We start from the raw sequence: 24,684 nt of genomic DNA on the forward strand, positions 1-24,684 counted from the left end.
AGCCCGAGAGAGCGAGGCACGAGCGACCGAAGCGGAGGGAGGCGCCGTCCCGAGCGCCGTCCCGCAAGACGCCCGACCACCCCAACCGAAGGCGACCTCGACAGCGCGCGCGGCAGCGCGGCGCGAGGCACGAGCGACGCGCTCGCGCCATCCAGCTCAGTACCAGCCGACCCGCTCCGAGTGCTCCCAGGCCTTCTGCGCGCTGCCGTACCGCGCCGCGATGTACGCCAGGCCCCACCGGATCTGGGTCTCGGGGTTGGTCCGCCAGTCGCTGCCGACGACCGCCATCTTGGTCGCCGGGAGCGACTGGGGGATGCCGTAGGCGCCGGAGCTGGGGTTCTCGGCGAGGTGGTTCCAACCGGACTCGCGCGCCCACAGGGCGTCGAGGTAGCGCCACTGGTCGGCGGGGAAGCCGAACTCGAGGAGGAGCTGGTAGCCCAGGGCGCGGTTGGAGCCGCGGTCGATGCCGGCCGGGACCGGTGCCTGCGGGAGGCGCTTCGCGATGCGCTCGGCGCGCCGGGCGAGCTGGGCCATGATCTCGACGGTCGGGACGTCGGCGCGGGCGCCGGAGTCGCGGGAGACCTCGGTCGGCCGGTCCGTGGCGCCGGGGGTCGTCGGAGCCGCCGTGGGCGGCGCGGACGACGGCGCCGGCGCAGCGGTCGCTGCGGGCGCGGCACTGCGACCGCCGCCGCCGTCGCCGCTGCCACCGCAGCCCGACACCAGCAGCACGAGCACGAGCACAAGCACGATCGCGCCGCCGGCGGCACCGGCCGCGTCAGCGGTCGCGAGCACCCGGCGCGGACCCCCCATGGGGCCCGACCCTAGGTCAGTCCTGGGGCTTGCGCGAGCGCTTCGGCGGACCGTAGTCGCGGGCGAGCTCGATGAGCTTGCCGCTGATCCGCGTCGACTTCAGCTTCTCCCAGGCCTCGGGCGGGAGGTTCGCCGGGAGCTCGACGATGGAGTAGTCGGGCCGGATGGTGATCTTGCCGAAGTCGCGCCGGTCGAGGCCGCCCTCGTTGGCGAGCGCGCCGACGATCTGGCGGGGCTCGACGCGGTGCCGCTTCCCCACCTGGATCTTGTACGACGCCAGGTTGCCCCCCGAGCGCGAGCCCCGGTCGCGACCACCGCGGCCACCGCGGTCGTCGTCCGCGCTCCAGTCGCGCTTGCGGTGGTCGCCGCGGTCGCCCCGGTCGCCACGGTCGTCGAACCGGCCACGGCGCGGCTCCGGCTCGGGCTCGAGGAGGAGCGGGGTGTCGCCCTGCATGGCGATGGCGAGGGCGGCGGCGACGTCGACCTCGGGCACGTCGTGCTCGCGGATGTAGTGGCCGACGACGTCGCGGAAGAACTCGATCTGCGGGGACTCGAGGGCCGCGGTGATCTGGTCGTCGAAGCGGGCCAGGCGGGTCACGTTGACCGCCTCGACGCTGGGCAGCTGCATCTGGTCGAGGGTCGAGCGGGTGGCCTTCTCGATGTGCTTGAGGAGGTAGCGCTCGCGCGGGGTGACGAACGAGATCGCGTCGCCGCTGCGGCCGGCGCGGCCGGTGCGGCCGATCCGGTGGACGTAGGCCTCGGTGTCGGTGGGGATGTCGTAGTTGACGACGTGGCTGATCCGCTCGACGTCGAGGCCGCGGGCGGCGACGTCGGTGGCGACGAGGATGTCGAGCTTGCCGTCCTTGAGCTGGTTGACGGTGCGCTCGCGCTGCTGCTGGGCGATGTCGCCGTTGATGGCGGCCGCGCTGTAGCCGCGGGCGCGCAGCTTCTCGGCGAGCGTCTCGGTCTCGCTCTTGGTGCGGACGAAGACGATCATCCCCTCGAAGTTCTCGACCTCGAGGATGCGCGTCAGCGCGTCGACCTTCTGGGGGTAGCTGACGATCAGGTAGCGCTGGGTGATGTTCTCGGCCGTGCGCGTCTTGCGCTCGATCGCGATCGACACCGGGTCGTTGAGGTACTTCGACGACAGCGCCTTGATCTGCTTGGGCATCGTCGCCGAGAACAGCGCGACCTGCTTGTCGGTGGGGGTGTCGGCGAGGATCGTCTCGACGTCCTCGGCGAAGCCCATGTTGAGCATCTCGTCGGCCTCGTCGAGCACGAGGAAGCGGAGCTCGCTGAGGTCGAGGGTGCCCTTGTCGAGGTGGTCCATGATCCGGCCGGGCGTGCCGACGACGATGTGGACGCCGCGGCGCAGCGCGGACAGCTGGACGCCGTAGCCCTGGCCGCCGTAGACCGGGAGGACGTGGACGCCGCGCAGGTCGGCGGCGTACTTCTCGAACGCCTCGCAGACCTGGAGCGCCAGCTCGCGGGTGGGCGCGAGGACGAGCGCCTGCGGCGTCTTCTGCGACAGGTCGAGGCGGTCGAGGATCGGCAGCGCGAACGCGGCGGTCTTGCCCGTGCCGGTCTGCGCGAGACCCATCACGTCCCGCCCGTCGAGCAGGTGGGGGATGGTCTGGGCCTGGATCGCGGACGGCGACTCGTAGCCGACGCCCTTGAGGGCCTTCAGGATCCGCTCGCCGAGACCGAGGTCGGCAAACGTGGCGGTCTCGTGCTCTGCGGTCTCACTCACCCGTCAAGGGTAGTGCCGTGAGCCTTCTCACCCCTGATCGTCGGCGCGGTGCGCTCAGTCACCCTGGGCCCTGTGGCAGCGCGCAGGCCCGGGACGGAGGTCCCGGCCGTCGCGGAAAGGGTGCACCCCGGCCGGTCACCACGTACGGTCGTGTCCGGAGTTTTACCCAATTTCGAGGGAGCACGATCCGGTGACGCGTACGACGAGGACACCGCTGGCGCTGCTGCTGGTCGCCGTGCTGGCCCTGGCCGGCGCGCTGGCCGCGGTGACGACGGCACCCGCCGAGGCCGCCCCGAAGCCGGGCCCCGTCGCCGGCGTGACGGTCGGCGACGCCCGGATCGCGGGCAGCAAGGCCAGCGTGCGCATCGCGTGGCGCAAGGCGCCCCGGGCCCGCGGCTACCAGGTGCTCTGGGCGCGCTCCGCGAAGATGAAGAAGGCGCGCACGGCGTCGGTCCGCAAGCGCTCCTACACGGTCCGCAACCTCGCGGTCGGGCAGACCTGGTGCTTCCAGGTGCGCGCGGTGGCCGGCAAGAAGAAGGGCAAGCGCTCCGCCCCGATCTGCCGCCGGGTCGCCAAGCCGGGCCAGTCCGCCTCGCCCTGGATCGCGGCCTCGAGCGTCACCGGGATCGGGACGGCGGCGCGCACCCAGCTCACCGTCCGCTGGCGGGCGACCGCCGGCGCGCGGTCCTACGAGCTCGACTACGCGATCACGCCGGAGCCCGTCGTCAACTACCCACTGTGGGAGAACAAGGCCCGGCAGACCAAGAAGGTCACCGGCCCCACCGCCGTCCTGCCCGGACTGACGCCCGGCAAGATCTACTGCTTCCAGGTCCGCGCGATCACCGCCGGCGGCGCCGGCGACCGCAGCCCGACGCACTGCAAGTACACGATGACCGCCGACCGCCGGCTCCCGTCGGGCTCGCCGCAGGCCCTCGACGTCGCGACGTGGAACATCTGCGCCAGCCCGGTCGCCTGCCGCACCCACCCGTTCAACAAGCGGGTCGACGCGATCGCCACCCGGATCAAGGCAGCGAACGTCGACGTCGCCGCGATCCAGGAGGCCCCGCCGGGTCCGGTGGACGACCTCACCCGCCGGCTGAGCGGCTTCGACCGCGCCTGCACCTCCGGCGCCGAGGCGGTCTTCGTGCGGACCTACCGCTACCGGGTGCTCTCGAGCAGCGACACGGTCGGCACGCCGCACACCAACCCGGGCGCCTGCTGGGCACGGATCGAGCCGGCCAACGGCGGCGACCCTGTCGTGGTCGTGAGCCTGCACCTCAAGCCGGGGCCCACCGCGGCCGACGACCGGGTCCGCCGGACGCAGGCCGCCGACGTGCTCGCCTGGGTGCGCGACCGGTTCCCCCGCGAGCACCTGGTGCTCGCCGGCGACACCAACTCCAACCGCGGCCACGACCTCGACGGCCCGCGCCTCGCCTGGCAGTCGGGCAGCCTGATGGACGCCTACGACATCGCCGGCGCCTTCCGCAGCTATCCCGTGCAGAACTCGATGAACAACTGGGAGACCACCCCCAAGGAGTCCACCCGCTGGGGTGCGCACATCGACCGGGTCTTCTCCTCGGCCGGCATCCACGTCGCGAGCTGGGAGATCATCGAGCCCCAGTCCGGCGGTCGCTACACCCAGCTCCTGTCCGACCACAGCCTGGTCCGGACCGGGCTCCTCATCCCCACCAGCTGACATGACCCCCACCTGCTCCCGCTCCCGCACCCACACCGCCGTCGTCGTCCTCGCGACGATCGCGACCGCCGTCGCCCTGCTCGGCGCCCTGCCCGCCCCGGCCGCCGACGCCGCCCGGGCCGCGGCGCCCGGCAAGGCCAAGCACGTCCGCCTGGTCCAGCCGACCGTGTCCGGCGACCGCGCCGGCCTCACCGTCAAGTGGAACCGCGCGAAGCGGGCGCGCACCTACCGGGTGCGCTGGTCGACGTCGCCCACGATGGCCGGGGCGCAGGCGACGAGCACGCGCGGCCGGTCGGTGGTGCTGCGCAACCTCGCCCAGGGGGTGACCTACTGCGCGCAGGTGCGGGCCAAGGCCGGCAAGCAGAAGGGGCCGTGGTCCCGCGCCGTCTGCCGGACGACGCCCCGGCTCGACCCGGTCGGTGCGCCCTGGGTGTCGGGCCAGGTCGTCCAGGGGACGGCGCCGAGCACGGTGGCGGTGACCTTCTCGTGGCCGCGGGTGGCCGGGGCCACGGGCTACCAGGTCGACTACGCGCCGGGCACCGGGTCGGTGCAGTCCAACCGCAAGAAGAAGACGGTCAAGGCCGACATCTCGGGCTCGCGGACGGTGCGCGGGCTGACCCCCGGCGGCACCTACTGCTTCCAGGTCCGCGCGCTGAGCAAGTGGGGCACCGGCCTGCGCAGCACCACCGGCTGCCGGCTGCTGACCCGGGCCGAGCGGACCGTCCCGCCGCGCGCGTTCGCGCTCGACTTCGCCACGTGGAACGTGTGCAGCACGATGTGCAGCAAGCCGTCGTGGGCCAAGCGCCAGGTCGCGGTGCGCGACCGGATCCTGCGGATGAACGCCGACGTCGTCGCCGTCCAGGAGGCGATCGCGGCCACGCCCTACCTCACCGCCAACCTCGGCGGGTACACCCGTGGCTGCCAGGTGGGCGACGGCACCACCGCCCAGGGCAACACGGTCGGCCGCCAGGCCCTCTACGTGCGCACGTCGACCTACCGCGTGGTCCCGGGCACCAACCAGGGCATCATCTTCAGCCAGGTCGGCGACGTCTACCCGTCCCACGGCGCCTGCTGGGTCGAGGTCCAGGACATCAGGACCGGCCAGCACGTCGTCGTGGCGAGCGTGCACCTCGTCCACCCCATCGGCACCAAGTACGACAAGGGCCGCGACCGGCAGACCCTGCAGCTGCTCGCCGCGATCGCGCAGCGCTACGCCGGCAAGCCGATGCCGCCGGTGGCGCTGGCGGGTGACTTCAACTCCCACCGCCAGCGCGCGTACGACGGACCGCGGGTGCGCCTGGAGGCCAACGGCTACCGCGACTCGTTCGACGTCGCCGCTCGCTTCCTGACGCCGAGCTACCGCAACTCCGCGCACGGCTGGGCGACCACGCCGCTGGTGACCCCGCGCACGGGCAACCACCTCGACCGGGTGTTCACCTCGGCCGGCATCCACGCGGCGAGCTGGCGGATCGACGAGCCGATGACGGCCGACGGCCGGTACTACGCCGGACTGCTGTCCGACCACAGCCCGGTCATCACGTCGTTGCGCATCCCCTACTGAGGGGGCGGCTCACTCCACGGTGACCGACTTGGCCAGGTTCCGCGGCTTGTCGATGTCGTGGCCCAGGCTGAGCGCGGCGTGGTAGGCCAGCACCTGCAGCGGGATCGTCAGCAGGATCGGGTCGAGCTCGCGCTCGCTGCGCGGCACGTCGATCCGGTCGGCCTTCGCGGCGGCGTCCCCGAGGTCGACGCCCTCGTGGGTGACGACGACGAGCGGGCCGCCGCGCGCGGCGATCTGCTCCAGGGCGGCGACATTGCGCTCGACGAGCTCGTCGTCGGGCACGATCGCGACGGTCGGGACCTGCGGTGAGATGAGCGCGAGCGGGCCGTGCTTGAGCTCGCTCGTCTGGTACGCCTCGGCGTGCCGGTAGCTGATCTCCTTGAACTTCTGCGCCCCCTCGCGCGCCACGGGGAAGCCGCGCACCCGGCCCACGAAGAACAGGCTCTCGGCCTCGGCCAGCCGGTGCGCGACGAGCGCCAGCTGGGGCTCGGTGGCGAGCACCTGCTCGATCTGGCCGGGCAGCGCGGTGAGGCCGGCGATCAGCCGCCTGCCGTCGGCGATCGAGAGGTCGCGGACCCGGCCGAGCTGGATCGCGAGCATCGCGAACGCGAGGTACATGTTGGTCAGCGCCTTCGTCGAGGCGACCGCGACCTCGGGACCGGCGTGCAGGTAGATGCCGCCGTCGACCTCGCGCGCGATGGCGGAGCCGACCACGTTGACCAGGCCGATCACCCGGCCGCCCTTGCGGCGCACCTCCTGGACGGCGAGCAGCGTGTCGATGGTCTCGCCGGACTGGCTGACCGCGACGTAGAGCGTATCCGGCTCGATGATCGGGTTGCGGTAGCGGAACTCGCTGGCCGGCTCGGCGTCGGCGGGCACCCGGGCGAGCTCCTCGATCAGCGAGGCGCCCATCTCGCCCACGTAGTACGCCGAGCCGCAGCCCAGGATCTTGACCCGCCGGATCGCCCGCAGCTCGCGGGCGTCGAGGTTGAGCCCGCCCAGGTGGCCGGTGCCGAAGCGCTCGTCGAGCCGGCCGCGCAGCACCGCCTCGGCGCGGGCCGGCTGCTCGAGCATCTCCTTGTGCATGAACGAGTCGTGCTCGCCCGCGTCGTACGCCGCGGGGTCGATGTCGACCTCCTTCGCCCGGCGGTCGGTGGCGGAGAGGCCCGACGGGTCGATCCGGTACGTCGTGAACCCGCTCGCCGTCACCGTCGCCATCTCGCCGTCGTCGAGGTGCGCGACCGTCGTCGTGTAGCGGACCAGCGCGGCGAGATCGGAGGCGACGTGCATCTCCTTCTCGCCGACGCCGATGATGAGCGGGCTGCCGTTGCGGGCCACCACCAGCCGGTCGGGGAAGTCGGCGTGGGCGACCGCGACGCCGTACGTGCCCTCGACCCGGGCGAGTGCCTCCGCCGTCCGCTGCTCCAGGGTGGCCGCGGTGGACCGGGCGACCAGGTGCGCGAGCACCTCGGTGTCGGTGTCGGAGACGAGCGGGACGCCGGCGTCGGCGAGCTCGGCCCGCAGCGCGGCGGCGTTGTCGATGATGCCGTTGTGCACGACCGCGACCCGGCCGGCCGCATCGGTGTGGGGGTGCGCGTTGACGTCGTTGGCCGGTCCGTGGGTGGCCCACCGGGTGTGGCCGATGCCGATCTTGCCGCCGAAGCGGTGGGGCAGGCTCTCGGCGAGGTCCCGGACCCGCCCGGCCCGCTTGGCCAGCCGGAGCCCGCTGCCGCCGAGGACGGCCAGCCCGGCCGAGTCGTAGCCGCGGTGCTCGAGCCGGGTCAGCCCCTCCACGAGGACGGGGGCCGCCTGCTGGGCGCCGATGTAGCCGACGATGCCGCACATGTTCTGGTTCTCCCTCAGCCGTAGATGATGCGCCGCAGCTGCCGCTCGGACAGGTCCGGCGGGGCGACGACGGTCGCCCGGAGCTCCTCGCGGAGCCGGGTGAAGATCTGCTCGTTGCGCGCGCCGTAGGTCTTCAGCTCGCGGTGCCGCCGGCGGACCCACTCCTCCACGCGCTCGTCGTGGAAGGCGAGCACGTCCTGGATCAGCCGGGCCGCCTCGGCGGCGTCCATCCCGCTGCTGTCCTGGACGTGGCGCAGCAGCCGCGGGTCGACGTACACCCGGAGAGCGTGCCCGATCGCATGAGTTGGCGCAATTTCCTGCCCGGAATCGGGCAGGAATCGTGACCTCGCCCCAGGGCGTTCCGGGCCAGTACGCCTAGGTGGAGCGTGGGTGGGGAGGCCGACCGATTTCGACGCCGTCCGTGGAGGGCGTGGGGCGATCCGAGTCGTCTTCTGGCCCAGCGAGTGGAGGACGTGCTATCTTGGTGAACACAAGGTGAACAGGAGGTGACCCATGACCAACACCAACGTGACCACTCATCTCGAGATGCGCTGGCTGCCCGTGACCGGAGCCGACGGCCGCACGCGGATGGAGGCTGTCTGGGTCGAGGTCGGCCAGCCCGTGGCCGCGCACTCGCACGCAGCCTGAGACAGCTCTCGCCGCACCCGCAGACCGAGCCCGAAGGCCCGCCCCCGACCACCGGGGGCGGGCCTTCGCACGTCCCGGGGACGTCGGCTCGGCCGAGGACGGCGCCCACCGCGGCGCGCGCCTGCATTTCTCCGCACGTTCATCTTTGTGAGCCAGGACACGCCTTGCCCGGGAATGGTTGACGTGTCACCATTGGTTGGAACAGTCGTTGACGATTCAACGAATCTTCGGAATCCACCACCCAAGGAGCCTCGCACCATGACCGAGTCCGCAGCCCTCACCGACATCAGCGGCGACTACACCCTCGACACCGCGCACAGCCGCCTCGGCTTCGTCGCGCGCCACGCGGTCGTCACCAAGGTCCGCGGCCAGTTCGCCGAGTGGACCGCCACGGCCCACATCGACACCGCCAACCCGGCGGCGTCCTCTGTCACGCTGACCATCAACCCCGCCAGCGTCAGCACCGGCAGCGCCGACCGCGACGGTCACCTGACCTCCCCCGACTTCTTCGACGTCGCGAACTTCCCGGAGTGGAAGTTCGTCTCCACCGACGTCGCGCGCGACGGCAACGAGTGGACCGTCACCGGCGACCTGACCATCAAGGACGTCACCAAGCCGGTCACCATCGAGTTCGACGAGACCGGCTCGGCCAAGGACCCGTTCGGCAACATCCGGGTCGGCTTCGAGGGTGACGTCACCGTCAACCGCAAGGACTGGGGCCTGACCTGGAACGCCGCGCTCGAGACCGGCGGCGTCCTCGTCTCCGAGAAGATCAAGCTCGAGTTCGACATCTCCGCGATCAAGAACGCCTGATCCTCCGCGCGAAAATCACGCGCCGGCACCCGGGTGAGTCGACCAGACTCTCCCGGGTGTCCGTCATTTCACTGCCCGCCGGGCTGACCACCCGCCCGCTCACCCTCGCCGACGCGCCGGCCGTGTTCGCGGTCATCGCCGCCCAGGAGCGCCACGACCTCGGCCGGGTCGAGGTCGAGGAGGCCGACCTGATCACCGACTGGCAGCGGCCGTCGTACGACCTGGGGGCGAGCTCGGTCGCGGTGCTCGACGGCGAGCAGATGGTGGCCTACGCCGAGCACCTCGGCGAGGAGCGGTACGACGCGGCCGTGGTGCCGTCGTACCGGGGACGCGGGGTGGGGACCTGGCTCGCGCAGTGGGTCCAGCGGCTCGGCCGCGAGCGCGGCGTGACGATCCTCGGCATGCCCGTCGCCGAGGGCTCCGACGGCGACCGGCTGCTCACCGCGCTCGGGTACGAGGTGCGCTGGACGAGCTGGGTGCTGCGGCTGCCGCCGGGCACCGAGATCCCCGCCCGCCCGCTGCCCGCCGGCTACGCGCTGCGCGAGGCCACGCCGGCCGACCACGAGCAGGTCTGGACCGTCACCGAGGACGCCTTCCTGGAGTGGTCCGCCCGCGAGCGCGCGACGCTCGCCGACTTCGCCGCGCAGGTCTGGCAGCGGCCGGGCTCCGCGCCGTGGCAGCTCCGCGTCGCCACCGGACCCGACGGGCAGGTCGTCGGCGTCGCGCACGTCTGGAACGCCGGCACCGACACCTACGTCTCCCGGCTCGCCGTCGCCCGCGCGCACCGCGGTCGCGGCCTGGCCCAGGCCCTGCTCGTCTCGGCCTTCGCCGCCGGCCGCGAGCACGGCGCGACGTCGTCCAGCCTGGCGACGGACTCGCGCACGGGCGCGCTCGGGCTCTACGAGAAGGTCGGGATGCGGGTGGAGTCGACCTGGGTGCACCGCGCGGTCCGGCTCGTCTGAGGAGCGCCTCTCGCTAGGCTCGCGGCCATGGGCGAGGTCTTCGCGGGACGCTACGAGCTGCTCGACCCCATCGCCACCGGTGGCATGGGGACGGTGTGGCGGGTCCTCGACCGCACGGCCGGCGACGTCAAGGCCGCGAAGATGCTGCGCCAGGCGGACGCGGCGATGCTGCTGCGGTTCGTCCGCGAGCAGTCCGTGCGGATCGACCACACGCACGTGGTGACGCCGCAGTCGTGGGCGGGCGTCGACGACCGCGTGCTCTTCACCATGCCGCTCGTGCGTGGCGGCTCGGTGTCGAGCCTGATGAAGAGCCACGGCGGGGCGCTGCCGCCGCGCTGGATCGCGGTGCTCGCCGACCAGACCCTGCAGGCGCTCGAGGCGGTCCACGCGGCGCGGATCGTGCACCGCGACATCAAGCCCGGCAACCTCCTGCTCGAGCCGACCGGCCGGACCCGCCCGCACCTGCGGCTCACCGACTTCGGGATCGCCGTCCCCAGCGACGAGCCGCGGCTGACGCACGTCGCGATGATGATCGGGACGCCGGGCTACATGCCGCCCGAGCAGTACCGCGGGGCCGACCCCCACCCGAGTGCCGACATCTACGCGCTCGGGGTCGTCGTCCTCGAGATGCTGACCGGCCGCCGCCCGCCCGCCGACGGCGAGCCGGAGCCGATCGACGTCGCGCCGCTGCGCACCGGCGTGCCCGAGCACGACGCGGTGCTCGAGGTCGTCGCCGCCGCCACGGCGTACGACGCCGGGCGCCGGCCGAGCGCGGCCGAGCTGCGCACCCACCCCGCGCTGCGCGGGCTCGTGGCGCGCTGGGACGACCCGGCGCTCGCCGACGACCTCAGCGTGCCGGACGAGTTCCCGCCGACGCCGGACGTCTCTGCGACGAACCTGCCCACCGCGCCGTACCCGCCGCCGCCTCCCCCGCCGCCCCCGCCGCGGACCCGGCCGGACCTCGACGTACCGGCTCCGGCGCCGGTGCGCGCGCGAGCCGGGGCGCCGCGCGATGCCTACGTGCTGATCGGCGTGGGCCTGATCGGGCTGCTGGTCGCGCTGTTCCTGCTGCTGGGCTGAGGGTTCAGCCGCGCCGGGAGCGCAGCCGGACCACCCCGGCCACAAGGCACGCCGCGCTGGCCGCGGCCAGGCCGAGACCGGCCCCGCGCCGGACGCTGAACCAGCCGTCGCCGTCGCCGACCGGGCTGCCCGAGGCGACCTCCGCGAAGGTGTCCTCGCCGACCAGGAAGGGCGTCTCGGGGGTGTAGCCCTCGGGCCCGGCCGACTTGTCCTGGGAGAGCACGGCGCTGTCGTAGGCGGGCGCACCGTCGGAGGTCCGCTCCACCGACACGGTCAGCGTCACCGGTACGTCGACCGGCTCGTCGCCCTCGGCCGGCGGCGCGACCGCCAGCGACACCCAGTAGTCGCCCGGGACCCGCTCGTCGACCTGGCTCACCGGGAAGCCGGACGCGACCAGCCGGGTCGGCTCGCCCACCTCGTCCTCGGGCGCCCCGCGGTAGTCGCCGGTGGCGGAGTCGTCGCTCGCGGAGTCGGTGAAGCGCAGCCGCCCGCGCAGCGGGTCGATCAGGTGCAGGGTCAGCGCGGGGCCGCCGTAGTCGAACTGGTCGCCCTCGGCGACCGGCACGTCGACCCGGACCACCGGCAGGTCGCCCCAGGTCAGCGGCACCCGCCAGAGCCGCTCGGTCCCCTGGCGGACCTGGGCGGTGACCGTGCGCGTCTCGTCCCGGGCGTCGAGCTCGGGCGCGTCGTCGAACGAGGTGCCTCCGGCGACCGCCTCGGGCTCGGCAACCGGCTCCGGGACGGCGTACGACGGCTCGTCGTCGGGCTCCGCGTCCTCGGGCAGCGCGGCCGAGGGGGCCTCCTCGACGACCTTGATCACGTAGGGCATCGCGGCCGGCTCGGAGCCGGCCCGGCTCACCTCGATGCGGACCGTGCCCGCGGACCGGCAGGCCTCGCCGGTGCTGCCGCTCTCGCCGCCGACGACCACCCGCTCGCCCAGGACCGCCTGGGGGACGTTGCTCTCGGCCGAGTCGTCCGCGGTGCCGCAGTCGGTGAGGTCGGTGCTGTCGGCGGTGGCCACGCCGGCGCTGATCCGCAGCCCGTCGCCGCTGGCACCCGGCGGCAGGCCGGCGACACCGATGTGCACCCGGCTGCCCGACATCCGGCGGTCGTAGCTGAAGTACTGCGGCAGGTCCGGCTCCAGCGGCGAGGCCCGCCACAGGCCGGGGGCGATCGCGGTGGGCCGGCCCCGGTCGGTGCTGGTCCGGTCCGGGAGGTCGGCGCCGCCGAGGTCGACCTGACCGGAGGCGGCCGCGGCGCCGTACCCGGAGGTCAGCGTCAGCCACGCCAGGCAGCCGGCGCCGGCGAGCAGGACGGGGACGGGGCGGGCTCTCACGGCACGAGAGCCTACGCAGAAAGAGTCCGCGGACCGACCAACCGGGGCTGCTCTTCGTGCGTCCTTCTCTGTGCCGACACCGCACGAGAGGATCCGCCCATGCCGCTGCACCCTTCTCGGGGACCCACCGACGAGCAGTTCGCCGAGCTCGTCCACACCGCGTGGCCCACGCTCTACCGCACGGCGGTCCTCCTGGTCCACGACCACGCGCTGGCCGAGGACCTGGTCCAGTCCGCGCTCGCCCGCACCTACGCCCGCTGGTCGGGTATCCGCGACGTCGGCGCGGCGCGGGGCTACGCCCGGCGGGCACTGGTGACCACGGCGACGAGCTGGTTCCGGCGGCGCTCGTTCCACGGCGAGCGGCCGACCGCCGAGCTTCCCGAGGTCGCCACCCACCGCGACCTCGGCGGCGGCACGGCGACCCGGGTCGACGTCCTCGCCGCGCTCGCCCAGCTGCCGCCCCGGCAGCGCGCCGTCGTCGTCCTGCGCTTCTACGACGACCTGTCCGTGGCCGAGACCGCCGACGCGCTCGGCGTCAGCACCGGCACGGTCAAGAGCCAGACCTCGGCCGCCCTCGACAAGCTCCGCGTCCTGCTCGGCGACGACGTCGACCTCGGCCACCCCGCTGCGACCCTCCCAGGAGGAACCCATGCCTGAGCACCTCACCGAGCTGCTCCACGACTCCGTCGACGAGCTCGCGATCCCGCGCCCCGACGCTCGCGTCATCGCCGCCCGCGGTCGCGCGCTGCGCACCCGGCGCCGGGCCGGCGCCGTCCTCGTCGCGGCGGCCGTGGTCGCCGCTGTCGGCGTCGGCACCGCGGTCGTCGCCGGGATCGGCGACGGCGACCCCGACTCCCGGGTCGCCCACCAGGACCGCACCGCCCCCGCCCCGGCCGCGTACGACGAGTGGGGCGCGTGGATCGCCGGCGACCGGGTCACCGTGGGCGAGACGTCCGTGCACCTGCCCGGGGCGTACTTCGTGGCCCAGACCTCGGTCGGCGCGGTCGTGCAGGTGGCGGAGGACGACGCCTGGTCGTGGGTGCTCGTCGACCCGGCCGGCGAGCAGACCCCGCTGTCGATCCCGTCCGACGTCGTCCACGTCGAGGGCGACCCGTCCCAGCCGCGGGTGGTGTGGCTCGAGCCCGGCGACGGTGAGCTCACCGCGCACGTCTGGGACGTCGCGACCGATCGCGAGCTGGTCGCGACCGGCCAGCCGTCGGCGGGCACCCGGGCCGACGACCCGGGCGCGGACATCCGGGTCCCGGTCCTCGACGGCGACTCCGTGTACTGGACCGCCGACGACGGCGTCAGCTGGCACGTCACCTGGCGCGGCGACCGCGCGATCCGGGCCGAGGAGCACCCGTTCCTCGGGGTGCGGCGCGGCACCGCGATCGCCCAGGACGGCGAGCGCTGGCTCCTGTGGGACGTCGCGACCGCGCGGGCGCTCGGGCCTCTCGATCAGCGCTTCAGCAACCCTCGGCTCTCCCCCGACGGGCGGTACCTGCTGGCCACCGACTACACCGGCGACGCGCCGTCGGTCTGGGTGGTGCCGGTCGCGGGCGGGACGCCGACCCGGCTGCCCGGGCTGAGCGGGCTCGCGGCCTGGACGCTCGACGGCCACGTCATCGGGCAGGTCGACGGCGCGCCGACGCTGCGGCGCTGCTCGGTCTCCGGAGCGTGCGACGACCGGCCGGTGGCCGGGCTCACCGACGAGGCGCCGACGCTGCTGGTCGCCGACTACCTCATGGTGGGCTGAGCCGGGACGCGGACAGGGCCCCGCACGGATCGCGTGCGGGGCCCTGCCTCTCGGGAACGACGGCGCCGGGTCAGGCGTCGTCGCGGTCCTCGGGGTCGGCCGGGTCGGCCGGGTCCTCGGGGTCGGCGGGGTCGGCGGGATCGGTCGGGTCGGCCGGGTCGCTGCCGGCGCTCGGACCGTCGGCGAGGATGCCGTAGAGGCTGCGCCGGGCCTCGACGAGCACGTCGACGGCGGCCTTGCGCTGGGCGTCGGAGCCGGCGGTGACGATCTGCCAGATCGCCCCCATGACCTGGCCGATCTCGGCCTTGAGGTCGGCATGACCCTGGTCGACCGGACCGCGGCCGCCCTCGCGGCTGCGGTCGAAGGGCGCCCAGACCGCGGCGAGCTCGTCGCCGTGCTCGGCGCACCAGGTGGCGCCCTCGGCGGTGAGCCGCAGGGCGCGGCGCCCGGCCTCGTCGTCGATCTCGACCAGGCCCTCGTCCTGGAGCTGCTGGACGGTCGGGTAGACCGAGCCGGGGCTCGGCTTCCACACACCGCCGCTGCGGTCGGTGATCGCCTGGATCACCTGGTAGCCGTTGGGCGACTCCTCGCGCTGGTTGGCCTCGCGGAGCACGTCCAGGATGGCCGAGCGGACGTCGCCGCGCCGGACCCGCGGGCCACGGCCCGGCTCGGGCCGGCCCATGCCGAACAGTCCGGCCAGCCACGGCGGCGGCATGCCGGGGCCGCCGAAGCCGGGGCCACCGGGCCCACCGGGCCCACCGCGGTGGCCGCGGGGCGACTCGCCCCACTGGGCCCAGCCGCCCCAGGCACCGCCCGGACCGCCGGGTCCGAAGCCGCCGCGCTGCCGGCGCTGACCGCCCCGGCCCTCGCGACCCTCGCGGCGACCCCAGGGGTCGCGGTCGTCGTACTGGTTGAAGTTCTCGTGGCGTCCCATGACGGGACCTCCTTCGCATCTCGTGGGCCTCGTGAGCCCGATGTTGAGTTCGTGATATCGCGAGAACAGTTCGTGTTCCTATCGCGATATATCGCAACCGTACGCCGGCTTCGCCCCGCACGCAAGGGTGGCAACTCATGTAACTACGTGTTACGTAGGGCTTTTAACGATCCAACTGCCCCAAACCTCGACGTAACACGTAGTTACATGAGTCAGCGGGCCAGCCAGGTGGCGTAGGCGTCGAAGGCGAAGGGGCGGCCGAGGAAGTCGGCGACCAGGTCGGCGGCGTCGCCGGCACCGCCGGGGACCAGCACCCGGTCGCGGTAGCGGTGGGCGACCTCGGGCGCGAAGAGGTCGGTCTCGTCGAAGGCGCTGAACAGGTCCTTGGCGATCACGAGCGACCACATGTAGGTGTAGTAGGCCGAGCTGTAGCCGCCGAGGTGGCCGAAGCTCGCGAACATGTGGGTGCCGGGCAGGTAGGGCAGCGCCGCGTAGCGCTCCTGCAGCTCGATCATCCGCGCCGTCAGGTCCGGGACGACGTCGCCCGCGCGGTCGGCGTGGAACCAGTAGGACATCGCCGCGTAGAACATCTGGGTGCGGGCGTAGATCCCCTTGCCGTAGTCGTCGGCGGCCCGCATCGCGGCGACGAGCTCGGCCGGGATCGGCGTACCGGACGCGTCGGTGGCGAAGGTGCGCAGCACGTCGGCGTGCCAGGCCCACTCCTCGAGCATCTGGCTGGGCGCCTCGACGAAGTCCCACTCGGTCGCGACGCCGGCGAACCGGTACCAGTCGCCCTGCCCCGCGAGGACGTGGTGGAGCAGGTGGCCGAACTCGTGGAAGAGCGTCACGACGTGGTCGTGCTCCATCAGGCCGCGGGAGAAGTTGCAGACGAGCACGCCCTCGGGCAGCTGGCCCTCGGTTCCGGCGACGCCGTCGGTCAGGGTGAACTGCGCGGCGTGCTTGTACTTGCCCTCGCGCGGGTGCAGGTCGAGGTAGATCCGGCCGATCCGCTCGGCACCCCGCAGGACGTCGTACGCCGTCACCTCGTCGTGCCACACCGCGACGTCGACCGCCTCGTAGCGCAGGTCGAAGAGCCGGCCGGTCACGTCGAGCAGGCCCTGGCGCACCTTGCCGAAGTCGAAGTAGGTGCGCACCTGCTGGGCGTCGACCTCGTAGTCCTCGACCCGGACCAGCTCGGCGTAGTGGTTGTAGTCGTAGCCCGGCACCTCGTTGGCGTCGGGGAAGTCGCGGCGGTAGCGGGCGAGCAGCTGGGCGAGGTCGCGGCGCATCGGCTCGTCGGCGGCCGCGGCGATCTTGTCGATGAAGGCGGGGATGGCCGGGCCCTCGCCGATCATCTTCACGTCGGCGTCGTACGACGGCCAGTCGGCGTAGCCGACGGTGGTGGCGAGCTCGTGGCGCAGCGCGAAGAGCTCGTCGAGGAGCGCGCCGGTGGCCGGCCAGCCGCGCTCGAGGAAGGCGACGGTGAGGTCGCGCCGGACCTCCTGGTCGCGGGCGAACATCCGCACCGGCACCGAGTCGGGGTAGTCGGTGGTGACGGTGACGAGACCGTCGTCGTCGGCCGGGTGGGCGGCCAGCCAGTCGTCGGGCATGCCGTCGAGCCGGTCGGGCGTCACCCGGATGGTGCGGACGTCGTCGCGCACCACGCGGCTGAACTCCTGGTCGAGCTCGGTGATCCGCTCGCGCACCTGCGCGATGCGGGCCCGGGTGGCCTCGTCGCGGTCGACGCCGGAGCGGCGGAAGTCGTCGCGCACCTTGGCCAGCAGCCGGGCGGCGGCCGGGTCGGCCGCGACCGCGTCGTCGTCGAGGGCGGCGAAGACGTCGTAGAGCGCGCGGTCGAGACCCCAGCCGGTGGCGACCCGCTCGGCCTCCTGCTCGGCGGCGTCGGCGAGGTCGCGGACCTCGGTGGCGGGGTGCACGTTGCCGAACAGCGAGCCGAGCGCGGCGACGTTGCCGAGGTGCCCGGTCGCGCGGTCCCACTGGCGCAGCACGGCGAGGGGATCGGCCGGCGGGTTCGCGCGCAGGTCGTCGACCAGCGCGGCGGCCCGGGCCAGCTCGGCCGCGGAGCGTTCGCGGACCCAGTCGGGCCAGGCGTCGGGGGTGGTCGGCAGGGCCAGCGGCGCGGACGTCATGCGGGCAAGGGTACGAGCGCCGGGCGACCGCGCCGCGCCGAACGTGGCGCCCTGTGGAGAAGCCGTGGAGCACCGTGCCGAGCTGTGTCCGGACCGGGGACCGGGTGGAGACGTCGTGTGGAGCGCCCGTGGAGCGCCGGCGACGAGAGTTGTCCCATCACCACAGCCGGTCCGCAGCTCGGGCCTCGTACCCAGGAGAAGCCCCCATGAAGATGTCCACCAAGGTCCTCGTCCCGCTCGCCACGCTGACTGCCGCCGGCGCGATCGCGGTGGGCTCCGGCGCCACGTTCACCTCGCAGACCGGCAACACGATCAGCGCGGTCACGTCCGGCACGCTGCAGCAGACCAACTCCAAGGACGGCGCGGCCATCTTCGACCTGAGCAACCTCAAGCCCGGGGACACGCTCAACGGCAACCTGACGCTGACCAACACCGGCAGCCTGCCGGCCTCCTTCGGCCTCACCGAGACCTCGTCGGCCAACGCCTTCAGCGCGGACAACCTGACGCTGACGATCACCGACACCACCACCGGTGCGAGCGTCTACGCGGGCACCTTCGGCGGCCTCGTCGACGGCACCCGCACCGACCTGGGCGTCGTCCAGCCGGGCGTGGCCGAGAGCTACCGGTTCACGGTCAAGCTCGCCACCGCCGCCCCGAACACCGACCAGGGCAAGACCGCGTCCGCCGCGTACAAGTGGGACGCCGTCCAGCTCAACGGCGAGACGAAGAGCCAGTGAAGCGGCTGGGCGCCTGGTTCGGCACCGCCCTGCTGGCGGTGGTGACGCTGGCCGCGACGGCGTACGTCCTGCCGTCGCTGCTCGGGTACGAGCGCTACGTCATCACCGGCGGCTCGATGGACGGCACCTACGACAAGGGCTCGATCGTCCTCGAGCGCGCCGTGCCGGCCGCCGACCTGCGGGTCGGCGACGTCATCACCTACCAGCCGCCCGCGTCGTCCGGCGTGACCACGCTGGTGACCCACCGGATCGTGCGCATCGGCCACGACGCCGCGGGCCGCCAGGTGCTGCGCACCCAGGGCGACGCCAACCCCGACCCGGACCCGTGGCGGTTCTCGCTCGAGTCCGACCAGCAGCCCGTCGTCACCGCGTCGTTCCCGTACGCCGGTCACGTCATGATCGCGCTCGCCGACCGGCACACCCGCATGGCGATCGTCGGCATTCCCGCCGCGATCGTCGCACTGATCAGCCTGGTGCAGCTGATCGGGGCGCTCAGGGAGCGCCCGGCGTCTCCAGTGGGGAGAGTCGCCGGAATCACCGGCCCCTGAGCCCGCCGCGGTGCCTGCCCCCACTGGGGGGTGGGGCAGGCACCGCGGTGTTCCATTTCGTGGAGATCGTGTGGTCTTCGTGTCGACCGGCCGTGGCGGCCTTCTCCCTAGCGTTGAGACATCGCCCGGAACCACCGTCGACCCCGCAGGGAGGAGAGCCCGATGCGCCGCAGCCTGGTCCCGCCGCTGGTCCTCCTCGCCGCCGTCCTCGTGGGCGGCGGACTGCGCTCCACCGGGTTCTCCGACGCCACCTACGTCAGCACCTCGACCAGCACCGCGACGGTCCGCGCGGCGGCCGACTGGACCGCCCCCGCCGTGACCGCGGAGGCACCGGCCTCGCCCCTGCAGGGCAGCGTCACGCTGACCGCGAGCGCGAGCGACGCCGAGTCCGGCATCGCCTCGGTGACCATCCAGTACCTCCCGCCGGGCACGAGCACCTGGACGACCGCCTGCGTCGACACCACTGCTCCGTTCAGCTGCGCGTGGGACACGCGCACCGGCCCCGACGGCGGGTACGACGTCCGGGCCCGCGCGACCAACGGCGCCGGCTACACCACGGTCTCCGAGCCGGTCCGCGCGACGGTCGCCAACAACGTCCTCGTCGTCCTCGCCGACCCCGGCGACGTCGTCCACGGCACGGTCCAGACCGGCGCGACCGTCTACAACGGCGGCGTGCTGCCGTGGCTGGTCTCCGTGCAGTACGCGCCGACGGGCACCACCCAGTGGAAGACGCTGTGCTCAGGCCTCAGCGCGCCGTTCTCGTGCAGCTGGCCCACGACGTCGTACGCCAACGACTCGTTCGACCTGCGCGCCGTCGCGACCTCCGGGGTCACCTCCGTCACCTCCGCCGTCGTCAGCGACGTGCTCGTCGACAACGCCGCGCCGAGCGTGAGCATGGTCGACCCGGGCTCCCCCCTGAGCGGGACGACGACCTTCGCGGCCTCGGCGAGCGACGCCGGGTCCGGTCTCCAGCAGGTCGTGCTGCAGTACTCGCGCTCCGGTGGGGCGTTCCAGACGCTCTGCACGCTGACCAGCGACCCCTACTCCTGCCGCTACGCCACCACGGCGTTGGCCGACGGCACCTACGGGTTCCGCGCCGTCGCGACCGACGTGGCCGGCAACACCGCCACCTCGGCGACCGTGGCCAACCGGGTCGTCGACAACACGGTCTCGTCGGTCTCGCTCGACGACCCGGGCGCGTTCCTGTCCGGGACCGTCGGCGTCACCGCGCAGGCCAACTCCAGCGCGGGCGTCACCTCGGTGCGGATCCAGCGCGCCCCGGCCGGCACGTCCGGGTGGACCGACCTGTGCACCGACACCACCGCGCCCTACGCCTGCTCGTGGGACACCCGTGCCGTCGCCGACGGCTCGTACGACCTGCGCGCCCTGCTCCTCGACGGACGCGGGATCACCACCACCTCGGCGGTCGTCTCCGGGCGCAAGGTCGACAACAGCCACCTGCGCGCGCTCGACGTGCAGACCAGCAACGGCGACGGCACCGTCGGCCGCCTCGACCAGGGGGACAGCCTCACGCTGACCTACAGCACCACCATCGCTCCCGGCAGCGTCACCGGCGGCTGGACGGGCAGCGCGCTGCCCGTCACGCTGCGCCTGCGCGACGGCAACCTGCTGGGGACCGGCAACCGCGGCGACGCGCTCGACGTCCTGCGCAGCGGCACGGCGCTACCGCTCGGCTCCGTCGCGCTGCGCGAGGACTACGTCAAGAGCCGGCGCACGGTCACCTTCAACGCGACGATGACCGCGACCACCGTCACCGTCGACGGCGCCGAGCGCACCGTGATCACGATCGTGGTCGGCACGCTCGCCTCCGGCTCCGGGCTGCGGACGGTCACCGCCGCGAGCACCGTCGTGTGGACGCCGGCGTCCGGCGTCACCTCGGTGACCGGGACGCCGTGCTCGACGGCACCGGCCACCGAGTCCGGCCCCGCCGACCGGGAGCTCTGATCCGGTGAGCACCTCGACCGGGGCCTCGCGCACCGCCGCCGCACTGGCCGGTCTGCTCGGCCTCGTCCAGCTGGTGTGGGCCGTGGGCCTGGGCGGGCCCGGCTCGACGACCGGCGCCCTCCTCGGCCCGCTCACGCTCGTCGCGGCCGCCGCCCTGGCCCGGATCAGCTGCCTCGAGACCCGGCTCGCGGTGGTGCTCCTGAGCGGCGCCCAGCTCGGGCTGACCGTGCTGAGCCTGACCATCGGCCTGCCCGGGCAGGCCCGCCACGCGTTCGACCTGCGCAGCCTGGCCGGGCTGGCGCTGCCGCTCGCCGTCCTGGTCGCGATCGATGTCGACCGCCGGCTGCGTACGCGCCGGTCGCGGTCCGACGGCACCACCGACGGCTCCCCCTATGCTCGGTGAATGCCCGTGCGCCTGCTGATCGTCGAGGACGACGACGCCATCGCCGCGCCGCTGCTGCGCGCCGTCCAGCGTGAGGGCTACGAGGTGGACCGGGTGTCCTCCGGGCAGGCGGCCATCGACACCGTCACGGCCGGCGGCATCGACCTCGTGCTGCTCGACCTCGGCCTCGGCGACATCGACGGGCTCGACGTGTGCCGCCGGCTGCGCGCCGACGGCTTCGCGGGCGGCATCGTCATCCTCACCGCCCGCGCGGGCGAGCTCGACCGCGTCGTCGGGCTCGATGTCGGGGCCGACGACTACCTGGCCAAGCCGTTCAGCCTCTCCGAGCTCCTCGCCCGGGTCCGCGCCCTGCTGCGGCGCTCGCACCGGCCGGAGGTCGTCACGGCGGACGACGTGGCGTCTCCGGCGCCGACCACCCCGACCGCCTCGACCACCCCGGCCGCACCGGCCGCACCCGCACCGGCGGCGACGCCCGGCGGGCTGCGGGTCGACCGCGCGGCACGGCGCGCCTGGGTCGCCACCGACGAGCTGCCGCTGACGGCCAAGGAGTTCGACGTGCTCGCCCTCCTCGACGACCAGCGCGGCGCGGTGGTCACCCGCGAGACGCTGATGGCCGAGGTCTGGGACGAGAACTGGTTCGGGTCCACGAAGACCCTCGATGCCACGGTCGGGCGGCTGCGCCAGAAGCTCCAGGAGAGCGCCGCGCCGATCCGCCTCGACACCGTGCGCGGCGTCGGCTTCCGGCTGGAGGACGCCGCCGGCGATGCGTGAACGGCTCGTGCTCGCGTTCGTCGGCCTCACGCTGGCGGTGATCGGCCTGTACGGCGTGCCCCGCGCGTACTTCATCGCCGACCTCGTCCGCAACCAGGAGCGGGCCCGGCTCGACGGCACGGCGACCGCCCTCCAGGAGCTCTTCGACGAGCACACCTCCGAGCACGGCAAGATCGACGAGAGGATGCTGGCGGTCGGCCTGGCCGCGGCCGACCGGGTCGAGCTGAGCCCGCCCAGCGGCCCGCCGGTCGCGGTGGGTGGCGCACCCGACAGGTCCGGCGGGATCACCGTCCGCCGGACCCTCGACGACGGCAGCACGCTGCGGCTGAGCGTCTCCGGCGACACCATCGGGACGACGATCCGGGACGCGATCATGCCGCTGGTGCTGCTCGGGCTGGCCCTGGCGGTGGTCTCGGCGATCCTCGGCGTGATCCTCGCCCGCCGGCTGTCGCGTCCCTTCCAGGAGCTCGCCGGCTACTCCCGCGAGCTCGGCCGCGGGCGCTTCGACCTCGACGTGCCGACGTACGCCGTGCCGGAGGCCGAGGCGATCGGCGTCTCGCTCCGCGGCGCGGCCACCCGGCTCGACGACCTCCTGCGCCGCGAGCGGGAGTTCGCCGCCAACGCCTCGCACCAGCTGCGCACCCCGATCACCGCGCTGCGGCTCAACCTCGAGGACCTCACCCTCTGGCCCGAGACCGACCCGGCGGTGGCCGCCGAGCTGGAGCGGGGGATCGGCGAGCTCGACCGGCTGACCGCCGCCATCAACGAGCTCCTCGACCTCGCCCGCGGCCGGCGCCTCGACGCGCAGGAGCAGGTCGACGTCGCCACCCTCGCCCGCGCGAGCGTGGCCCGGTGGGCGCCCCGGCTGGCCCAGGAGTCGCGCGAGATCGTCGTCCACAAGGCCGGACGGCGCTCGCGCGTCGGCATCCCGACGGGTCCGCTGGAGCAGGTGCTCGACGTCCTGATCGACAACGCCCGGGCGCACGGCCGCGGCACCATCACCGTCGAGGTCACCGATGCCGGCACCTACCTCGAGGTCGCGGTCGGCGACGAGGGCACCGCGACGCTCGACGCCGCCGTGTTCCGGCGCGGCGTGAGCACCGGGGGCGAGGGGTCCGAGGGCATCGGCCTGGCGGTCGCCTCCGAGCTCGCCGAGGTCTGCGGCGGGCACCTCTCCCTCGACGCGGCGTCCGCGACCACCCGGTTCGTCCTCTGGCTCCCCCTGCGGGGCCACCAGGTCAGCCGACCAGCTGGGCCCGACGCCGGCTGAGGTAGGCGCGCTCGGCGGTGTTGTCGCACACGGCCAGCGCGGCGTCGTACTGCTCGCGGGCGTCGGCGCTGCGCCCGAGCCGCCGCAGCAGCTCGGCCCGGGTGGCGTGCCACGCGTGGTAGCCCTCGAGCGGCAGCCGGTCGACGGCCGCCAGCGCGACCTCGGGTCCGTCGAGCTCGGCGACGGCGACCGCGCGGTTGAGCGCGACGATCGGCGACGGATCGATCCGGGCGAGCTGGTCGTAGAGCGCGACCACCTGCGACCAGTCCGTCGCGGCCGCGGTCGGCGCGTCGGTGTGGACGGCGTTGACCGCCGCCAGCACCTGGTAGCGCCCGGGCCGGTTGGCCGCGAGGCAGCGCCGGACCAGGTCGTGGCCCTCGGCGATGAGCGCGCGGTCCCAGCCACCGCGGTCCTGCTCCTCGAGCGGGACGAGCTCGCCGTCGCGCACCCGCGCCGCCCGGCGCGCCTCGGTGAGCAGCAGCATCGCGAGCAGCCCGGTCGCCTCGAGGTCGTCGGGCAGCAGGTCGTGGAGGGTCCGGGCCAGCCGGATCGCCTCACCGGTCAGCTCGGCACGCACCGGCGCACCGTCGCCCGACGCGAGGTAGCCCTCGTTGAAGATGAGCAGCAGCACCGCGAGCACCGCACCCACCCGCTCGGGCAGGTCGGCCGGCTCCGGCACGCGGTACGGGATGTGCGCGCCCTTGATCTTGCTCTTCGCCCGGGTGATGCGCTGGGCCATCGTCGTCTCCTGGACGAGGAAGGCGCTCGCGATCTCGGCCACGGTGAGGCCGCCGAGCAGCCGCAGCGTGAGCGCGATCCGGGCCTCCGGCGCGAGCGCCGGGTGGCAGCAGGTGAAGATCAGCCGCAACCGGTCGTCCTCGATGACGCCGGTGGGCTCGTGGGGGGTGGGGTCGTACGCCATGACGGCCGCCTGGTGCTTGCCGTCCCGCAGCTTCTCGCGACGCAACCGGTCGATCGCGCGGTTGCCGGCCGTGGTGGTGAGCCACCCGCCCGGGTTGGGCGGGACGCCGTCCACCGGCCACTTCTCGAGCGCGGCGACGAGCGCCTCCCCGGCCGCGTCCTCGGCGATGTCGATGTCGCCGAAGCGGCGGACCAGGGAGGCGATCAGCCGGCCGTACTCGTCGCGGAAGATCCGCTCGACGGCAGCGCCGGCAACGCTCACGCGCCGGCCGGGGCGTCGGCCGGGGGCTCGGCCTGGAAGGGCCGGACCTCGACCTTGCCCTGGCAGGCCTTCGAGCCGGCCGCGGCGTACTTCAGCGCGGCGTCGAGGTCGGGGACGTCGATGATCCAGAAGCCGCCGATGTGCTCCTTGGTCTCCAGGTAGGGACCGTCGGTGAACACGGGCGTCTCGCCCTGCCCGTCGACGACGGTCGCGGTCTCGACGCTCTCCAGGCCGCCGGCGAAGACCCACACGCCGTCGGTGCGCAGCTGGTCGTTGAAGCGGTCGACCGCGGCGAACATCGCGGGCCACTCCTCCTCGGGGACCGCCGCGTTGTCCTCGTCGCTGCCGTGCACGGTCAGCAGGTACTGCGTCATGGTGGTGCTCCTTGGGTTTCTGGTGGGGTGCTGCGGTGGCCCGATGACCGCCGCTCACCCTCACCACGAAGAGGGGACGTGCGGTACGACAG

The 24,684-nt window shown here is 73.7% G+C and carries 23 protein-coding genes; 14 read left to right on the plus strand and 9 right to left on the minus strand.

Annotated elements, in window-relative coordinates; all coding sequences use genetic code 11:
• Nucleotides 1-156: 156 nt before the first annotated feature.
• The gene (locus tag BM223_RS28485) at nucleotides 157-810 is read right to left on the minus strand and encodes an aggregation-promoting factor C-terminal-like domain-containing protein (RefSeq protein WP_052139146.1); all 654 of its coding nucleotides are present in this window, start codon (nucleotides 808-810) and stop codon (nucleotides 157-159) included.
• 16 nt (nucleotides 811-826) lie between these two features.
• Entirely contained in the window at nucleotides 827-2,560 is a 1,734-nt protein-coding gene (locus BM223_RS16805; protein ID WP_038682588.1) for a DEAD/DEAH box helicase, read from the minus strand.
• 190 nt (nucleotides 2,561-2,750) lie between these two features.
• Between BM223_RS16805 and BM223_RS16810 the strand changes: the two genes are divergently transcribed.
• Together BM223_RS16810 and BM223_RS16815 are read left to right on the plus strand one after the other, a co-directional pair.
• Nucleotides 2,751-4,256 (plus strand): fibronectin type III domain-containing protein, encoded by a 1,506-nt coding sequence (locus BM223_RS16810; protein ID WP_038682589.1) that lies wholly within the window; start codon nucleotides 2,751-2,753, stop codon nucleotides 4,254-4,256.
• 1 nt (nucleotide 4,257) lies between these two features.
• Nucleotides 4,258-5,817 carry a fibronectin type III domain-containing protein gene (locus BM223_RS16815; RefSeq protein WP_038682591.1) on the plus strand — a complete coding sequence of 520 codons (1,560 nt, stop codon included), beginning with the start codon at nucleotides 4,258-4,260 and terminating at the stop codon, nucleotides 5,815-5,817.
• Between the two features lie 9 nt (nucleotides 5,818-5,826).
• On the opposite strand, the gene glmS is transcribed toward BM223_RS16815, so the two are convergent.
• Together glmS and BM223_RS16825 are read right to left on the minus strand one after the other, a co-directional pair.
• Entirely contained in the window at nucleotides 5,827-7,662 is a 1,836-nt protein-coding gene (gene glmS / locus BM223_RS16820; RefSeq protein WP_038682593.1) for a glutamine--fructose-6-phosphate transaminase (isomerizing), read from the minus strand.
• A 14-nt stretch (nucleotides 7,663-7,676) separates the two neighbouring features.
• Nucleotides 7,677-7,940, minus strand: a complete 264-nt coding sequence (locus BM223_RS16825) for a hypothetical protein (protein WP_038682595.1) — start codon at nucleotides 7,938-7,940, stop codon at nucleotides 7,677-7,679.
• Nucleotides 7,941-8,175: 235 nt separating this feature from the next.
• Between BM223_RS16825 and BM223_RS30090 the strand changes: the two genes are divergently transcribed.
• The 4 genes from BM223_RS30090 (at nucleotide 8,176) to BM223_RS29095 (ending at nucleotide 11,165) form a co-directional block, all read left to right on the plus strand.
• Entirely contained in the window at nucleotides 8,176-8,310 is a 135-nt protein-coding gene (locus BM223_RS30090; RefSeq protein ID WP_255319147.1) for a hypothetical protein, read from the plus strand.
• Between the two features lie 258 nt (nucleotides 8,311-8,568).
• Nucleotides 8,569-9,123: a YceI family protein gene (locus BM223_RS16830; RefSeq protein WP_038682597.1), complete on the plus strand. Its 555-nt coding sequence runs from the start codon at nucleotides 8,569-8,571 to the stop codon at nucleotides 9,121-9,123.
• 56 nt (nucleotides 9,124-9,179) lie between these two features.
• On the plus strand, nucleotides 9,180-10,085 hold the full coding sequence (locus tag BM223_RS16835) for a GNAT family N-acetyltransferase (RefSeq protein ID WP_052139147.1): 906 nt from the start codon (nucleotides 9,180-9,182) through the stop codon (nucleotides 10,083-10,085).
• Between the two features lie 27 nt (nucleotides 10,086-10,112).
• Nucleotides 10,113-11,165 carry a serine/threonine-protein kinase gene (locus BM223_RS29095; protein ID WP_052139148.1) on the plus strand — a complete coding sequence of 351 codons (1,053 nt, stop codon included), beginning with the start codon at nucleotides 10,113-10,115 and terminating at the stop codon, nucleotides 11,163-11,165.
• A gap of 4 nt (nucleotides 11,166-11,169) precedes the next feature.
• On the opposite strand, the gene BM223_RS16845 is transcribed toward BM223_RS29095, so the two are convergent.
• Nucleotides 11,170-12,501: a hypothetical protein gene (locus tag BM223_RS16845; RefSeq protein WP_038682599.1), complete on the minus strand. Its 1,332-nt coding sequence runs from the start codon at nucleotides 12,499-12,501 to the stop codon at nucleotides 11,170-11,172.
• 99 nt (nucleotides 12,502-12,600) lie between these two features.
• On the opposite strand from BM223_RS16845, the gene BM223_RS16850 reads away from it, so the two are divergent.
• Together BM223_RS16850 and BM223_RS16855 are read left to right on the plus strand one after the other, a co-directional pair.
• Nucleotides 12,601-13,158, plus strand: coding sequence for a SigE family RNA polymerase sigma factor (locus tag BM223_RS16850; protein WP_052139149.1), 558 nt, complete (start codon nucleotides 12,601-12,603; stop codon nucleotides 13,156-13,158).
• Nucleotides 13,151-14,257 (plus strand): TolB family protein, encoded by a 1,107-nt coding sequence (locus BM223_RS16855; protein ID WP_038682602.1) that lies wholly within the window; start codon nucleotides 13,151-13,153, stop codon nucleotides 14,255-14,257. The genes BM223_RS16850 and BM223_RS16855 overlap by 8 nt, the downstream gene beginning before the upstream one ends.
• A gap of 70 nt (nucleotides 14,258-14,327) precedes the next feature.
• Here BM223_RS16855 and BM223_RS16860 read toward each other — a convergent pair whose 3' ends face one another.
• A complete protein-coding gene (locus BM223_RS16860; RefSeq protein WP_075018658.1) occupies nucleotides 14,328-15,191 on the minus strand; it encodes a PadR family transcriptional regulator in 864 nt (287 codons plus the stop codon).
• Nucleotides 15,192-15,403: 212 nt separating this feature from the next.
• On the minus strand, nucleotides 15,404-17,341 hold the full coding sequence (locus tag BM223_RS16865) for a M3 family metallopeptidase (protein ID WP_038682604.1): 1,938 nt from the start codon (nucleotides 17,339-17,341) through the stop codon (nucleotides 15,404-15,406).
• A 206-nt stretch (nucleotides 17,342-17,547) separates the two neighbouring features.
• Between BM223_RS16865 and BM223_RS16870 the strand changes: the two genes are divergently transcribed.
• The 6 genes from BM223_RS16870 to BM223_RS16895 all read left to right on the plus strand — a co-directional run bounded on the left by BM223_RS16870 (nucleotide 17,548) and on the right by BM223_RS16895 (nucleotide 23,035).
• A complete protein-coding gene (locus tag BM223_RS16870; RefSeq protein WP_038682606.1) occupies nucleotides 17,548-18,078 on the plus strand; it encodes a TasA family protein in 531 nt (176 codons plus the stop codon).
• Nucleotides 18,075-18,626 (plus strand): signal peptidase I, encoded by a 552-nt coding sequence (locus BM223_RS16875; protein ID WP_075018659.1) that lies wholly within the window; start codon nucleotides 18,075-18,077, stop codon nucleotides 18,624-18,626. The genes BM223_RS16870 and BM223_RS16875 overlap by 4 nt, the downstream gene beginning before the upstream one ends.
• Before the next feature lie 162 nt (nucleotides 18,627-18,788).
• Nucleotides 18,789-20,591: an Ig-like domain-containing protein gene (locus BM223_RS16880; protein WP_038682608.1), complete on the plus strand. Its 1,803-nt coding sequence runs from the start codon at nucleotides 18,789-18,791 to the stop codon at nucleotides 20,589-20,591.
• 4 nt (nucleotides 20,592-20,595) lie between these two features.
• Nucleotides 20,596-20,994 (plus strand): hypothetical protein, encoded by a 399-nt coding sequence (locus BM223_RS16885; protein ID WP_038682610.1) that lies wholly within the window; start codon nucleotides 20,596-20,598, stop codon nucleotides 20,992-20,994.
• Nucleotides 20,995-21,765, plus strand: coding sequence for a response regulator transcription factor (locus tag BM223_RS16890; protein WP_038682612.1), 771 nt, complete (start codon nucleotides 20,995-20,997; stop codon nucleotides 21,763-21,765).
• Complete coding sequence (locus BM223_RS16895; RefSeq protein ID WP_038682614.1) at nucleotides 21,758-23,035, plus strand: ATP-binding protein; 1,278 nt, start codon at nucleotides 21,758-21,760, stop codon at nucleotides 23,033-23,035. Before BM223_RS16890 ends, BM223_RS16895 begins: the two co-directional genes overlap by 8 nt.
• On the opposite strand, the gene BM223_RS16900 is transcribed toward BM223_RS16895, so the two are convergent.
• Nucleotides 23,004-24,218, minus strand: coding sequence for an RNA polymerase sigma factor (locus tag BM223_RS16900; RefSeq protein ID WP_038682616.1), 1,215 nt, complete (start codon nucleotides 24,216-24,218; stop codon nucleotides 23,004-23,006). The genes BM223_RS16895 and BM223_RS16900 overlap by 32 nt on opposite strands.
• Nucleotides 24,215-24,592, minus strand: coding sequence for a YciI family protein (locus tag BM223_RS16905; protein ID WP_038682618.1), 378 nt, complete (start codon nucleotides 24,590-24,592; stop codon nucleotides 24,215-24,217). The genes BM223_RS16900 and BM223_RS16905 overlap by 4 nt, the downstream gene beginning before the upstream one ends.
• Nucleotides 24,593-24,684: the final 92 nt, after the last annotated feature.

The organism is Pimelobacter simplex (genome assembly GCF_900114845.1).
In the GTDB taxonomy this organism is placed as follows: domain Bacteria; phylum Actinomycetota; class Actinomycetes; order Propionibacteriales; family Nocardioidaceae; genus Nocardioides; species Nocardioides simplex.

Bases quoted from the DNA above. Each gene is read 5' to 3' on its own strand.
- BM223_RS28485 (WP_052139146.1), bottom strand. From the start codon at position 810: ATGGGGGGTCCGCGCCGGGTGCTCGCGACCGCTGACGCGGCCGGTGCC.
- BM223_RS16815 (WP_038682591.1), top strand. From the start codon at position 4,258: ATGACCCCCACCTGCTCCCGCTCCCGCACCCACACCGCCGTCGTCGTC.
- glmS (WP_038682593.1), bottom strand. From the start codon at position 7,662: ATGTGCGGCATCGTCGGCTACATCGGCGCCCAGCAGGCGGCCCCCGTC.
- BM223_RS30090 (WP_255319147.1), top strand. From the start codon at position 8,176: ATGACCAACACCAACGTGACCACTCATCTCGAGATGCGCTGGCTGCCC.
- BM223_RS16830 (WP_038682597.1), top strand. From the start codon at position 8,569: ATGACCGAGTCCGCAGCCCTCACCGACATCAGCGGCGACTACACCCTC.
- BM223_RS29095 (WP_052139148.1), top strand. From the start codon at position 10,113: ATGGGCGAGGTCTTCGCGGGACGCTACGAGCTGCTCGACCCCATCGCC.
- BM223_RS16850 (WP_052139149.1), top strand. From the start codon at position 12,601: ATGCCGCTGCACCCTTCTCGGGGACCCACCGACGAGCAGTTCGCCGAG.
- BM223_RS16855 (WP_038682602.1), top strand. From the start codon at position 13,151: ATGCCTGAGCACCTCACCGAGCTGCTCCACGACTCCGTCGACGAGCTC.
- BM223_RS16860 (WP_075018658.1), bottom strand. From the start codon at position 15,191: ATGGGACGCCACGAGAACTTCAACCAGTACGACGACCGCGACCCCTGG.
- BM223_RS16865 (WP_038682604.1), bottom strand. From the start codon at position 17,341: ATGACGTCCGCGCCGCTGGCCCTGCCGACCACCCCCGACGCCTGGCCC.
- BM223_RS16870 (WP_038682606.1), top strand. From the start codon at position 17,548: ATGAAGATGTCCACCAAGGTCCTCGTCCCGCTCGCCACGCTGACTGCC.
- BM223_RS16880 (WP_038682608.1), top strand. From the start codon at position 18,789: ATGCGCCGCAGCCTGGTCCCGCCGCTGGTCCTCCTCGCCGCCGTCCTC.
- BM223_RS16890 (WP_038682612.1), top strand. From the start codon at position 20,995: ATGCCCGTGCGCCTGCTGATCGTCGAGGACGACGACGCCATCGCCGCG.
- BM223_RS16895 (WP_038682614.1), top strand. From the start codon at position 21,758: ATGCGTGAACGGCTCGTGCTCGCGTTCGTCGGCCTCACGCTGGCGGTG.
- BM223_RS16905 (WP_038682618.1), bottom strand. From the start codon at position 24,592: ATGACGCAGTACCTGCTGACCGTGCACGGCAGCGACGAGGACAACGCG.